Annotated in this window: 10 protein-coding genes and 1 pseudogene; 6 read left to right on the forward strand and 5 right to left on the reverse strand. The window is 67.1% G+C overall.

What is annotated here, in order from left to right:
- The first annotated feature begins 11 nt into the window (after nucleotides 1-11).
- Nucleotides 12-488 (forward strand): multidrug/biocide efflux PACE transporter, encoded by a 477-nt coding sequence (locus IB228_RS06130; RefSeq protein WP_192197896.1) that lies wholly within the window; start codon nucleotides 12-14, stop codon nucleotides 486-488.
- 134 nt (nucleotides 489-622) lie between these two features.
- On the opposite strand, the pseudogene IB228_RS06135 reads toward IB228_RS06130, so the two are convergent.
- The 4 genes and pseudogenes from IB228_RS06135 to IB228_RS06150 form a co-directional block, all read right to left on the reverse strand.
- Nucleotides 623-832 (reverse strand): annotated as a pseudogene (locus IB228_RS06135) (alkylphosphonate utilization protein); the annotation flags it as partial.
- A 74-nt stretch (nucleotides 833-906) separates the two neighbouring features.
- A complete protein-coding gene (gene pip / locus IB228_RS06140; protein WP_192197897.1) occupies nucleotides 907-1,848 on the reverse strand; it encodes a prolyl aminopeptidase in 942 nt (313 codons plus the stop codon).
- A 71-nt stretch (nucleotides 1,849-1,919) separates the two neighbouring features.
- On the reverse strand, nucleotides 1,920-2,771 hold the full coding sequence (gene prmC, locus IB228_RS06145) for a peptide chain release factor N(5)-glutamine methyltransferase (protein WP_192197898.1): 852 nt from the start codon (nucleotides 2,769-2,771) through the stop codon (nucleotides 1,920-1,922).
- Nucleotides 2,772-2,808: 37 nt separating this feature from the next.
- Nucleotides 2,809-5,514, reverse strand: a complete 2,706-nt coding sequence (locus IB228_RS06150; protein WP_192197899.1) for a M1 family metallopeptidase — start codon at nucleotides 5,512-5,514, stop codon at nucleotides 2,809-2,811.
- A gap of 255 nt (nucleotides 5,515-5,769) precedes the next feature.
- On the opposite strand from IB228_RS06150, the gene ahpC reads away from it, so the two are divergent.
- The 5 genes from ahpC (at nucleotide 5,770) to IB228_RS06175 (ending at nucleotide 10,831) form a co-directional block, all read left to right on the forward strand.
- Nucleotides 5,770-6,333, forward strand: coding sequence for an alkyl hydroperoxide reductase subunit C (gene ahpC, locus IB228_RS06155; protein ID WP_141455826.1), 564 nt, complete (start codon nucleotides 5,770-5,772; stop codon nucleotides 6,331-6,333).
- Between the two features lie 208 nt (nucleotides 6,334-6,541).
- On the forward strand, nucleotides 6,542-8,128 hold the full coding sequence (ahpF, locus tag IB228_RS06160; protein WP_183638779.1) for an alkyl hydroperoxide reductase subunit F: 1,587 nt from the start codon (nucleotides 6,542-6,544) through the stop codon (nucleotides 8,126-8,128).
- A 139-nt stretch (nucleotides 8,129-8,267) separates the two neighbouring features.
- Nucleotides 8,268-9,230, forward strand: coding sequence for a DNA-binding transcriptional regulator OxyR (gene oxyR, locus IB228_RS06165; protein ID WP_183638781.1), 963 nt, complete (start codon nucleotides 8,268-8,270; stop codon nucleotides 9,228-9,230).
- Between the two features lie 124 nt (nucleotides 9,231-9,354).
- Complete coding sequence (rnk, locus tag IB228_RS06170) at nucleotides 9,355-9,786, forward strand: nucleoside diphosphate kinase regulator (RefSeq protein ID WP_141455823.1); 432 nt, start codon at nucleotides 9,355-9,357, stop codon at nucleotides 9,784-9,786.
- Nucleotides 9,787-9,850: 64 nt separating this feature from the next.
- Complete coding sequence (locus tag IB228_RS06175; RefSeq protein WP_192197900.1) at nucleotides 9,851-10,831, forward strand: transaldolase; 981 nt, start codon at nucleotides 9,851-9,853, stop codon at nucleotides 10,829-10,831.
- 439 nt (nucleotides 10,832-11,270) lie between these two features.
- On the opposite strand, the gene msrA is transcribed toward IB228_RS06175, so the two are convergent.
- Entirely contained in the window at nucleotides 11,271-11,921 is a 651-nt protein-coding gene (gene msrA, locus IB228_RS06180) for a peptide-methionine (S)-S-oxide reductase MsrA (RefSeq protein ID WP_183638785.1), read from the reverse strand.
- Nucleotides 11,922-12,078 lie beyond the last annotated feature (157 nt).

Here is a 12,078-nt window from a genome sequence, read left to right on the forward strand (position 1 = left end):
AGGAGCTTGCCATGAACCCGAATCACGCCGCCCCCGAAAAGAGCCTCAAGGAACGCGTCCTCCACGCGCTGGCCTTCGAAGGTCTGGCCATTGCCCTGTCCGCGCCGGCCCTGGCCTGGCTGCTGGGCAAGTCGCTGCTGCACACCGGCGCGCTGACCCTGGCGGTTTCGACCCTGGCGATGCTGTGGAACATGGCCTACACCGCGGCTTTCGACCGCGCCCAGCAGCGTTGGGGCTTCGAGCGGACCCCCAAGGTCCGCGTCATCCACGCGCTGCTGTTCGAACTGGGTCTGATTGTCGCGACCGTGCCGCTGGCCGCCTGGTGGCTGTCGATCGGGCTGGTGCAGGCGTTCGTGCTCGATATCGGCCTGCTGCTGTTCTTCCTGCCCTACACGCTGGGCTTCAACTGGGCCTACGACGTGCTGCGTGAGCGCTGGCTGCGTCAGGACGTTACCGCGTCCCTGGAAACCGCCCACCCGACGCGGTAAGCGCGCGCCCGCAGATAGGTAGGAGCGGCCTCCGGCCGCGAGCTTTTCATGCTTCGCCGTCCTCCAAGAGCTCGCGCCGGGGACCGCGCTCCTACCGAGGGGGGCGCCCACCGGCAGAAATGGCTTCCTGCGGATCAGGCCTTCTTGAGGAACTCGGTGCGCAGCACCAGGCCCTTGACCTTGTCGACGTTGCACTCGATGAGTTCCTCGTCGTCGGTCAGGCGGATGTTCTTGACCAGGGTGCCGCGCTTGAGCGTCACCGAGGTGCCCTTCACCTTCAGGTCCTTGATCAGCGTGACCGAGTCGCCATTGGCGAGCACCGTGCCATTGCTGTCCTTGACCACGATTTCTTCTTCCGACATTTCATCTCCATGAGGCGGGCCGCGGCCCGCCGGCAAAACGCCCCGTGGGGCAGAATTCAGGCGAACGCGTCGGTGGCCCGCACCAGCGCGTCGATGTTCTCTTCCTCGAAGGCGGAATGGCCCGAGGTCGGCGTGATCTCCAGCCGGCCCTTCGGCCACGCCTTGTGCAGTTCCCACGCATTGGCCACCGGGCACACCACGTCGTAGCGGCCATGCACGATGACGCCGGGAATGTCGGCGATACGCGATGCGTCGCGCAGCAGTTGATCCTCGACCTCGAAGAAACCACCGTTGACGAAGTAATGGTTCTCGATGCGGGCGAAGGCCAGCGCGAATTCGGCATCCTCGTGGCCGCTGACGAAATCCGCGTCGACCCTCAGGAAGCTGGTCGCGCCTTCCCAGACGCTCCACGCGCGCGCGGCCGCCAGCCGCACCGCGTGATCGTCGGAGGTCAGGCGACGGTGGTAGGCCGAAATCAGGTCGTGACGCTCGACCGGCGGAATCGCCGCTAGGTAGTGCTCCCAGGCATCCGGGAACAGGCGCGAGGCGCCTTCCTGGTAGAACCACTCCAGTTCCCAGCGACGCAGCATGAAGATGCCGCGCAGGACCAGTTCGGTGACGCGCTGAGGGTGCGCTTCGGCGTAGGCCAGCGCCAGGGTCGAACCCCAGCTGCCACCGAATACCTGCCAGCGCGCGACGCCCAGGCGCTCACGCAGTTTCTCGATGTCGGCGACCAGATCCCAGGTGGTGTTGTCGACCAGGTCCGCGTGCGGCGTCGAGCGCCCGGAACCGCGTTGATCGAACAGGATGATCCGGTACTTCGCCGGGTCGTGGAAACGACGCATCTTCGGGCTGCAGCCGCCGCCGGGACCGCCATGCAGCAGGACCACCGGCTTGCCGTCCGGATTGCCGCACTGCTCGTAATACAGCGTGTGGCGATCGTCGACCTCCAGCGTGCCGGTGTCGTAGGGTTCGATGTCCGGATAGAGCGTGCGCATGGCGATTCCCGCGGAAAACAGGCGCCCATTCTAGCCGGCGCGGCCTTTTCCCGCTGCCGCGCCGGGTCGGCTCAGCCCGGCCAGCGCCCGAGCGTGACGCGATCGCGCGCTTCCAGATCCCGCTCGGTGGCGACTTCGGCCAGACCCGCTTGCAGCAACAGCTCGCGGATCGCGGCGCCCTGGTCCCAGCCGTGTTCCAGCAGCAACCAGCCACCCGCGCGCAGATGACGCGGGGCGCCAGCGACAATGATGCGAATCGCGTCCAGGCCATCGATGCCCGATGCCAGCGCGGTCATCGGTTCGTGGCGCAGGTCGCCCTGCTCCAGATGGGGATCGGCCTCGGCGATGTAGGGCGGATTGCTCGCCACCAGATCGAAGCGCTCGCCTGCCAGCGGCAGCCACCAGTCCCCCTGGAGGAAGCGGACATTGCCGATGCCGTGTTCGCGCGCGTTGCGTCCGGCCATCGCCAGCGCGCCCGCGCTGGCGTCGGTGGCGACGATCCGTGCCTGCGGGCGCTCGCTGGCAACGGCCAGCGCGATCGCGCCACTGCCGGTGCCGAGATCGGCCACGTCCGGCGCGCCTTCCAACGGCAGGCGGGCCAGCGCCAGTTCCACCAGCAGTTCGGTTTCCGGGCGCGGAATCAGGGTGTCCGGGCCGACCGCCAGGTCCAATGTCCAGAAACCGCGCCTTCCGGTCAGGTAAGCGACCGGTTCGCCGGCGATGCGACGTTCCAGCAACGCCTCGAAGCGCGCCATCTCATCCGCGCCCAGCGGATCCCGCGCGTGCGCGAACAGCCAGGCGCGATCCCGTCCGAGCACGTGCGAGAGCAGATGCTCGGCGACATGGCGGCCGTCCCCGGCGGGAAGACGGCCGACCGCCCGTGACAGGCATTGGCTTACATCGGGTTGTCCGGAACTGCCCATCGCGCGACCTGCGGCCCGCCCAGCGCGGGCGCGCAGCTTACTGCAAAGCGCCGCCGAAGCCCTTGGCCCGCTGCGCGTCGCGCAGGTCGGCGCACAGGCCGATGTTCTCCGCTTCCTGCTTCAGCGCGCGCGGGCCGCCTTCGACCGTCTTCATGCGTTCACCGAACCGGGACAGCAGATCCGCCGCTTCCTGCTTGCTGCACATGCCCGCGCCATAGACCGAAACCAGCCGCGCGCCCGCCGGCGCCAGCGACGCCTCCAGGGTCTTGAAGTGGGTATCGACCCATTGGCGCAGGGGCGGACGCGCTGCTTCCGCTTCCATCTGCGGCATCAGCAGCGGCGCCAGCTCGTTCCGGCGCAGCAGCCCCTTTTCCAGGATGAAGCCGCGGGCGCGCTCGGCCTGCGGCGCGTCGCTCATGTTGCCCAGCGCCTCCAGCAGTTCCGTGCGGATCGCCGCATCCTGGGTCGCCCGCAGGTGCTTCTCCAGCAAATCGAAGGTCGCCGCATCCCCGGCCCGTGCGACCGCGGCCAGCGAGACCGCCCGCAGGTCGCGCGGAACCGCTTCCGGATCCAGCTTGCCCGTGCCGGCGCTGCCGTCCGCTTTCTGGCCGATGATCGCGCGGCCGCGGCGCACCAGTTCCTCGCCCAGTTCCGGGCTTTCGCCGGTGCGGTACAGGAAGCCGATCAGCGTGCGGCGCAGGATGCGGGTGTCGTCGCTTTCACCCGGCTTGGGCTCCAGGCCGAGCGCCTGCAGGCGTGGCCCGTAGATCTTGCGCGCATAGGCGGCCACGGCGGCCTTCTGCGCATCGTCCGCGGCCAGGTACTCCTTCATCCAGGCCAGTTGTCCCATCGGCGCGGTCGCGGTCTGGCGCACCTCGGCCGCGGCCAGTTGCGGCACGCCGGCCAGGTAGCCGGCGGCGTCGATGCTGCCGGCCTTGAACGCCGCTTCCAGCGAATCCGCGTAGACGCGCTGCTCGCGTTCGTCCAGTTGCGCGAATGCGCCCGCCAATTGTTTGGCCGCCTTGTCGTCGAGCGCGAACCGGTAGTAGCCGTGGCCGTGCGCGTTCGGCATCACCCAGGCCGGGCAGCTCTTGGCCTGGGTCAGCGGCATGGTCGTGGTGGCCTGTTCGACCAGGCTGCATTCGGAACGCACCTGATCGCCGTCCTGGTAGCGCACGCAGAACGGCATGCCCCAGGTCTGGCTGGCGCTGGCGGCGGATCCCAGCGGCAGGTAACGCTGCTGCTGCAGCTTGAGCGAAGGCGTCTTGCCGTCGCAATCGACTTCCACCTTCACGTAAGGCACGCCCGGCTGGTCGATGAAGCTCTTGAACGCGCGATCGACACCGGCCGGGTCCTTGCTCTGTGCCGCCACCGCGGCAATCAGGTCGCCGCTGGTGGCGTTGCCGCGCGCATGCGCCTTCAGGTAGCTGCGGATGCCATCGCGGAACGCCGTCTCGCCGATATAGGTCTCGAACATCGACAGCACCGCGCCGCCCTTCTGGTAGGTGATGCCGTCGAAGGCGGACTGGATCTCGGTGAAATCGTTGATCGGCTCGTGCACCCGGCGGGTGCTGACCAGGCTGTCCTCGCCCATCGCCTCCAGCGCGCCCTCCAGCAGGCCGCGATCGGCATGGAAGCCCGGCTGCAACTGGCCGGTGATCTTGGTGCCCATCCAGGTGGCGAAGGCCTCGTTGAGCCAGAGATCGTCCCACCACTTCATCGTCACCAGGTCACCGAACCACTGGTGCGCCAGTTCGTGCGCGCTGACGCCCCAGTACGCCTGGCGTTCGCGTGGAGTGGACTTCTCGTCCGGGAACATCAGGGTGTCGCGATAGACGATCAAGCCCGCGTTCTCCATCGCACCAGCCCAGAAATCGGGTGCGGCGACGTTGTCGAGCTTGTCGAACGGATACGGCGTGCCGAAATATTCCTCCAGCTTGGTGACGATCACCGGCGTGTTGTCCAGCGTGTAACGCATGCGCTCGCCCTGCCCGTGCGCGGCGACGCCGCGCAGCGCGATCGGGGTGCTGCGGATGGCGGTGGCCGGAATGTCCGGCCCCTTCGGCACGTCCCAGGGTCCGACCGCGAACGCGATCAGGTAGCTGGGCAACGCCTCGGTGCGGGCGAAGGTGACCTTCTTCCAGCCATTTCCCAGCGACTCGGTTTTCAGTTCGCGGCTGTTGGCGACCGCCACGTCCTGCTCGGGCACGATCAGGGTGATGTCCCAGGGCTGTTTGAAACTGGGTTCGTCGAAACCCGGGAAAGTGTTGCGCGCGCCGAGCGGCTCCATCTGGGTGACCACGTAGTCGCGGCCGTCCGGCTTGACCCGATAGGCGCCCTGCAATTGCCCGTACGGCGCTTCGAAGACGATTTCCAGGACCGCCTTGCCGGCCGGAATCGATTCGGCAGCGGTCAGCTTGAGCACGCCGGACACGTCGGCCGATTCGGCGGCCAGCTTGACCCGGCGCCCGTCGGCCAGGAGGGCGGTGGCCTGGCGGATGTCGAGATCGCGTCCATGCATCCACAGGACGGAAGTGGCTTCCTTGACCTCGGCATCGATGCGGGTGGTGCCGCTGAAGCGTTCCTGGCGCGGATCCAGCCTCAGTTCGAGATTGACCAGCGACGGCACCACGGTGCGGGGCAGCGGCCCCTTCGGAACCGCGGCGGACTCGGCCGCCTGCCCGGGCAGCGAGGCCGCCAGCAACAAGGCACACGCCAACGCGCTGCGACGCAATACGGTCATCTCGGAACCCCACAGTGGAAAGCCTTCGAACTTACGACCGGCCGATACCGGCACCCCCCTGCCGAAAGTACCGATCGCCCGTGACCTTGGCCGGGAATCATCGAGTCCCCATGTCGAACGGGAGGCTGACCACGGCAATCGATAGATAAAATCTATTGATACAATCTTATCAATCCATTGGATTGATTAGGCTACGCCTATTAACCTTGCTTCCGTTGCTTCACCCCTGTCCCCTCCGAACCAAGAGGAAACCTGATGTCCCTGATCAACACCCAAGTCCAGCCGTTCAAGGCCACCGCGTTCCACGCCGGCGAGTTCGTCGAAGTCACCGACGCCACCCTGAAGGGCAAGTGGTCCGTGCTCATCTTCATGCCGGCCGCCTTCACCTTCAATTGCCCGACCGAAGTGGAAGACGCCGCCGACAACTACGCCGAATTCCAGAAGGCTGGCGCCGAGGTGTACATCGTCACCACGGATACCCATTTCTCGCACAAGGTGTGGCACGAGACCTCCCCGGCGGTGGGCAAGGCCCAGTTCCCGCTGGTCGGCGATCCGACCCACCAGCTGACCCGCGCGTTCGGCGTGCACATCGAGGAAGAAGGCCTGGCCCTGCGCGGCACCTTCATCATCAACCCGGAAGGCGTGATCAAGACCCTGGAAATCCACGACAACGCGATCGCCCGCGACGTCACCGAGACCCTGCGCAAGCTGAAGGCCGCGCAGTTCGTCGCCAACAACCCCGGCCAGGTCTGCCCGGCCAAGTGGAAGGAAGGCGCCAAGACCATCGCCCCGTCGCTGGACCTGGTCGGCAAGATCTGATTTCCACGCAATACCCGTTGTAACGGCGCCCGGGCGGCACGCCCGGGCGCTTTCCCCCGAGACGGACGTTTGCATCAGCGGCCTGCGCCGCGCCAGTCCTCTCTCCCCTGGCTCCCTCCCTCCGGCCCAGGCCGCTACTGCAAACGCCCTTGCGGTCTCCCCGACCGCACCCGTGTTCTTCCTTCCGCCTTCATCAAGGAGCCCCCGCATGTTGGACGCGAACCTCAAGACCCAGCTCAAGGCCTACCTGGAAAAAGTCACCCGGCCGATCGTGATCACCGCGTCGCTGGACGACAGCGATTCGTCGAAGGAACTGCAGGCGCTGCTGGCCGATCTGGTTTCGCTCTCGGATCGGATCAGCGTGACCGAATCCCGCGATGACAACGAGCGCAAGCCCTCGTTCGCGCTGGGCACGCCGGGCCAGGACATCCACCTGCGCTTCGCCGGCCTGCCGCTGGGCCACGAATTCACCTCGCTGGTGCTGGCGCTGCTGCAGGTCGGCGGGCATCCCTCCAAGCTGGGCCAGGATCTGATCGAACAGATCCGCGATCTGGATGGCGAGTACGTTTTCGAGACCTATTTCTCGCTGTCGTGCCAGAACTGCCCGGACGTGGTGCAGGCGCTGAACCTGATGAGCGTGCTGAATCCGAACATCCGCCACGTCGCCATCGACGGCGCGCTGTTCCAGCAGGAAGTCGAGGCGCGCGAAGTGATGTCGGTCCCGACCATCTTCCTCAACGGGCAGGTGTTCGGCGCCGGCCGGATGGGCGTGGAAGAGATCGTCGCCAAGCTCGACACCGGCGCCGCCTCGCGCGAGGCCGAGAAGCTCAAGGCCAAGGCACCGTATGAGGTCCTGGTGATCGGTGGCGGCCCGGCCGGCGCGGCGGCGGCCATCTACGCCGCGCGCAAGGGCATCCGCACCGGCGTGGCGGCCGAACGCTTCGGCGGCCAGGTGCTGGACACCATGGCGATCGAGAACTTCATTTCGGTGCCCTACACCGAGGGCCCCAAGCTGGCGGCCGCGCTGGAACAGCACGTCAAGGACTACAGCGTCGACGTGATGAACCTGCAGCGCGCCGAGAAGCTGGTGCCCGGCAAGGACTTGGTCGAGATCCAGTTGGCCAACGGCGCCTCGCTGAAGGCGAAGACCGTGATTCTCTCCACCGGTGCCCGCTGGCGGCAGATGAATGTCCCGGGCGAGGACCAGTACCGCAACAAGGGCGTGGCGTACTGCCCGCATTGCGACGGTCCGCTGTTCAAGGGCAAGCGGGTGGCGGTGATCGGTGGCGGCAACTCGGGCGTCGAGGCGGCGATCGATCTCGCCGGCATCGTCAACCACGTGACCCTGATCGAGTTCGACGACAAGCTGCGCGCCGACGAGGTCCTGCAGCGCAAGCTGCGCAGCCTGCCGAACGTACGCATCATCACCAGCGCGCAAACCACCGAGGTGCAGGGCGACGGCAGCAAGGTCACCGGCCTGGTGTACAAGGACCGCGCCGGTGGCGACAGCCACCGCATCGAACTGGAAGGCGTGTTCGTCCAGATCGGCCTGTTGCCCAACACCGAATGGCTGAAGGGCACGCTCGCGCTGTCTCCGCGTGGCGAGATCGAGGTCGACGCGCATGGCCGCACCTCGGTGCCGGGCGTGTTCGCCGCGGGCGACGCGACCACCGTCCCGTACAAGCAGATCGTCATCGCCATGGGCGAAGGTTCGAAGGCCGCGCTGAGCGCGTTCGACCACCTGATCCGGACCTCGGCCCCGGTCGAGGCGCCGGAAGAAACCGCCACCGCCTGAACCGGGCCGCCGGCCCGGCCGCGCCGGGGACGCGTCGCGTTCCCGGAATCGGCGTACTCTCTGGGGTGGTCGAGCCCGCCGCGCCGCGAGCGCCGGTTCGGATGGGCCCCGCCACCGGCTTCCCAACGGACTCACCCGGATGAATCTTCGTGATCTGAAATACCTGGTGGCCCTGGCCGATCACAAGCACTTCGGCCATGCCGCCGCGGCCTGTTTCGTCAGCCAGCCCACCCTGTCCACCCAGATCAAGAAGCTGGAGGACGAATTGGGCGTACCGCTGGTCGAACGCGCCCCGCGCAAGGTCATGCTGACGCCGGCCGGACGCGATGCCGCGGATCGCGCGCGCCGCATCGTGGCCGAGGTCGAGCAGATGAAGGAAGCCGCCCGCCGCAGCCAGGATCCGGAAGCGGGCACGGTGCGGCTGGGGATCTTCCCCACCCTCGGTCCCTATCTGCTGCCGCACGTGGTGCCGCGCATCCGCACGCGCTTCCCGCAACTGGAACTGCTGCTGATCGAGGAAAAGAGCGACGTCCTGCTTTCGCGCCTGCGCGAGGGCAAGCTGGACGCGGGCATCCTGGCGCTGCCGCTGCAGGATGATCAGCTGCATACCGAATTCCTGTTCGAGGAACCGTTCCTGCTGGCCGTACCGGAAGCGCATCCGCTGGCGGCACGCGATTCGCTGTCGCTGCGCGAATTGTCCGATCAGCAGTTGCTGCTGCTGGAGGATGGCCACTGCCTGCGCGAACAGGCACTGGATGTGTGCCGGATTTCGGGGGCCAACGAGAAATCCGAGTTCCGCGCCACCAGCCTGGAAACCCTGCGCCAGATGGTCGCCGCCAATGTCGGCATCACCCTGCTGCCCACCCTGGCGGTGAAGCCACCGGTGGCACGTTCGGACAGCATCCACCTGCTGGGCTTCACCGACTCGCACCCCAGCCGGCGGATCGCGATGGTATGGCGCCGCAGTTCGGCCATGGCCGCGTTCCTGCAGGAACTGGCCCGGGTGTTCCGGGAATTGCCCGAATCGCTGTTCGATCCGGCACAGGACATGAATCCCGCCGCAACGCGCGGCGGCGGTCCGCGCGCACTCCGCGCGGGCTGAACGCCGCCGGCTTGAACCGTGGCCGGCAAACGGCTACGGTAAGCCGCACAAACCAACCACGAATGGGCGACGCGGAAACGCGGCGCCCATTTTCCTTGTTCAACGCCCGAAAAAAGAGGACACGATGAGTACCGCGCATACCAGCGGCCTGCCGCCTTCGCTGATCATTTCCAGCCGCGACTTCAACCGGCTGGAAGCCCTGCTCGATTCCCCCGCCCTGCGCCGCCTGCCGGCCGCGGTGGCCCTGATGAATGAACTCAATCGCGCCGAAGTGCTGCCGCCGGAACAGATTCCGGAAGGCGTCGTGACCATGCACTCCACCATCGACTGCATCGATGAGCTGACCGGCGAGCACCACAACCTGACCCTGGTCTATCCGAACGAAGCCAACGTCGACAAGGGCTACGTCTCGGTGCTGGCCCCGGTCGGCAGCGCCCTGCTGGGCCTGTCGCTCGGCCAGACCATCGACTGGCAGGCGCCCGGCGGCCGCCACCTGCGCCTGCAGGTCACCGGCATCCGTTACCAGCCCGAGGCAAACGGCGAATTCCATCGTTGATCGCTGAACTGGCGGGCGGCGCGAGGCATACTGTGCCTCCCCTCTCGCCATCATGAGTGTTGCGATGAATTCCCCCGCTTCCCCGTCCAAGCTGACCCAGTTGCGTGAACTTTCGGTCGTGGTCGCCGACACCGGCGACTACGAGGCGATCAAGCGCCTGAAGCCGGTGGATTGCACGACCAACCCGACGCTGGTGAAGAAGGCGCTCGACCTGCCGGTCTATGCCGACCTCATCGAGCGCGAACTCGGCTGGGCGCGTGGCCAGGACGGCGATCGCGCGGCGATCGTCAACGAAGTGGCCGACCGCCTGACGGTCGGCGTCGGCGCGATGCTGAGCGCGCTGATTCCCGGTCGCGTCTCCACCGAGGTGGACGCGGATCTGGCCTACGACACCGCCGCCACCGTGACCAAGGCACGCAAGTTCGTCACCATGTACGCCGAGCGCGGCATCGGCCGCGACCGCATCCTGATCAAGGTGGCATCCACCTGGGAAGGCGTCGAGGCCGCGCGCCAACTGCAGGCCGAAGGCATCGACTGCAACCTGACCCTGATTTTCAACCAGGTCCAGGCGATTGCCTGTGCCGAAGCCGGCGCGTTCCTGATCTCGCCCTTCGTCGGCCGCATCCTCGACTGGTATGTCGCCCAGGGCCAGGCGCCCGCCAGCATTGACGAGGATCCGGGCGTGGTGTTCGTACGCGGCGTCTACGCCGAGTTCAAGCGGCGCGGTTCGCCGACCGTGGTGATGGGCGCTTCGTTCCGCTCTACTGCGCAGATCGAGGCGCTGGCCGGTTGCGATCGCCTGACCATCTCGCCGGATCTGCTGGAGAAGCTGGATCAGGATCACGGCGCGCTGCCGCGCAAGCTCGAACCCGTCGCGGCCGGGCCGGTGACCACCGCGCCGATCAACGCGCAGAGTTTCGCCGCCGCGATCGAAGCCGATCCGATGGCCAAGGAAAAGCTCGCCACCGGCATCGAGATCTTCGCCAAGGATCTGGTCGCCCTGCGCGACACCATCGCCCAGCGCCTGGCCGAAGCCACCGCCTGAGCCTGCGCACTTGCTGATTCCGGGACTGCTGGCCGGCCTCGCCGGCCGGTCGGTGGTTCCAGGTCGTCCGGCATCCGCGTGGTGACGTGGCTGCAATCCGCGCACCTCCCCTTGTGGGAGCGACGTGAGTCGCGAATCCCCGCAGCCGCACTGAACCCGGACGACTGGGAGGGAGACGAGCCACGTCTCTCTCTCAGGAAGAAAGTCGCGCGGCCCATCGCGACTCACGTCGCTCCCGCATGACAAAAAAAGGGCGACCGGCAAATTCGAGGCTCGCAACCGATCGCGAACGCCTCGCCTGCACGGCGACGTGAGTCGCGACCTGTCAACGCCACGGAAACACGGGTACGTTCGCGGACGATCCTTGTCGCCTGGTGCGGGTTGACGGACGACCTCTTGGCACGGTCGCGGCTGATGTCGCTCCTACAGGTGACGCGTACTAGGCATCCAGGCCGATCGCGCAGCTCACGCCGGTACCGCCCAGTCCGCAGTAGCCATTCGGGTTCTTGGCCAGGTACTGCTGGTGGTAGTCCTCGGCGTAGTAGAACTCCGGTGGCGGATACAGGATCTCGGTGGTGATGTCGCCATGGCCGGCCGCGCGCAGGCGCTGCTGGTAGGCCTCGCGACTGGCGAGCGCGGCGTCGTACTGCGCCTGCGAATGGCACAGGATCGCCGAGCGGTACTGGGTACCAAGATCATTGCCCTGGCGCATGCCCTGGGTCGGGTCGTGGTTTTCCCAGAACACCCGCAGCAATTCCTCGAATCCAATCCGCTTGGGGTCGTAGATCACCCGCACGACTTCGTTGTGCCCGGTCAGCCCGGAACACACTTCCTCGTAGGTCGGGTTGGGCGTTCCGCCGCCGGCGTAGCCGACCGACGTGCTGTACACCCCCGGCAGGCTCCAGAACTTGCGCTCCGCCCCCCAGAAACAGCCCATGCCGAATTCCGCCTGCAGCAGGCCGGTGGCCTCCGCGCGCAGCGGCCGGCCGTGGACGAAGTGGGTGTTGTTGAGCGGCAGCGGGTGGGCGCGGCCGGGCAGGATTTCCTCCGGGCGCGGCATGCGCTGTTTGTGGGCACCGATTCCGAGCATGGGACACCCCGCAGATGATGGATGTCTCCGGATCTGGGCGCGCCCGGTCCGCTTTCAAGCGCAACGGACTGTCGCGCCGGGGAGCGCCGGTGTAGGCTGCGCCATCCCCCACTGCCCGCGCCCTACCCGGCATTTTCCGCGCCACGAATTGGATCGA

Origin of the sequence: Pseudoxanthomonas sp. PXM04 (genome assembly GCF_014851695.1) — a bacterium.
In the GTDB taxonomy this organism is placed as follows: domain Bacteria; phylum Pseudomonadota; class Gammaproteobacteria; order Xanthomonadales; family Xanthomonadaceae; genus Pseudoxanthomonas_A; species Pseudoxanthomonas_A beigongshangi.

Bases quoted from the DNA above. Each gene is read 5' to 3' on its own strand.
- msrA (WP_183638785.1), bottom strand. From the start codon at position 11,921: ATGCTCGGAATCGGTGCCCACAAACAGCGCATGCCGCGCCCGGAGGAA.
- IB228_RS06175 (WP_192197900.1), top strand. From the start codon at position 9,851: ATGAATTCCCCCGCTTCCCCGTCCAAGCTGACCCAGTTGCGTGAACTT.
- pip (WP_192197897.1), bottom strand. From the start codon at position 1,848: ATGCGCACGCTCTATCCGGACATCGAACCCTACGACACCGGCACGCTG.
- prmC (WP_192197898.1), bottom strand. From the start codon at position 2,771: ATGGGCAGTTCCGGACAACCCGATGTAAGCCAATGCCTGTCACGGGCG.
- ahpC (WP_141455826.1), top strand. From the start codon at position 5,770: ATGTCCCTGATCAACACCCAAGTCCAGCCGTTCAAGGCCACCGCGTTC.
- rnk (WP_141455823.1), top strand. From the start codon at position 9,355: ATGAGTACCGCGCATACCAGCGGCCTGCCGCCTTCGCTGATCATTTCC.
- IB228_RS06130 (WP_192197896.1), top strand. From the start codon at position 12: ATGAACCCGAATCACGCCGCCCCCGAAAAGAGCCTCAAGGAACGCGTC.
- IB228_RS06150 (WP_192197899.1), bottom strand. From the start codon at position 5,514: ATGACCGTATTGCGTCGCAGCGCGTTGGCGTGTGCCTTGTTGCTGGCG.
- oxyR (WP_183638781.1), top strand. From the start codon at position 8,268: ATGAATCTTCGTGATCTGAAATACCTGGTGGCCCTGGCCGATCACAAG.
- ahpF (WP_183638779.1), top strand. From the start codon at position 6,542: ATGTTGGACGCGAACCTCAAGACCCAGCTCAAGGCCTACCTGGAAAAA.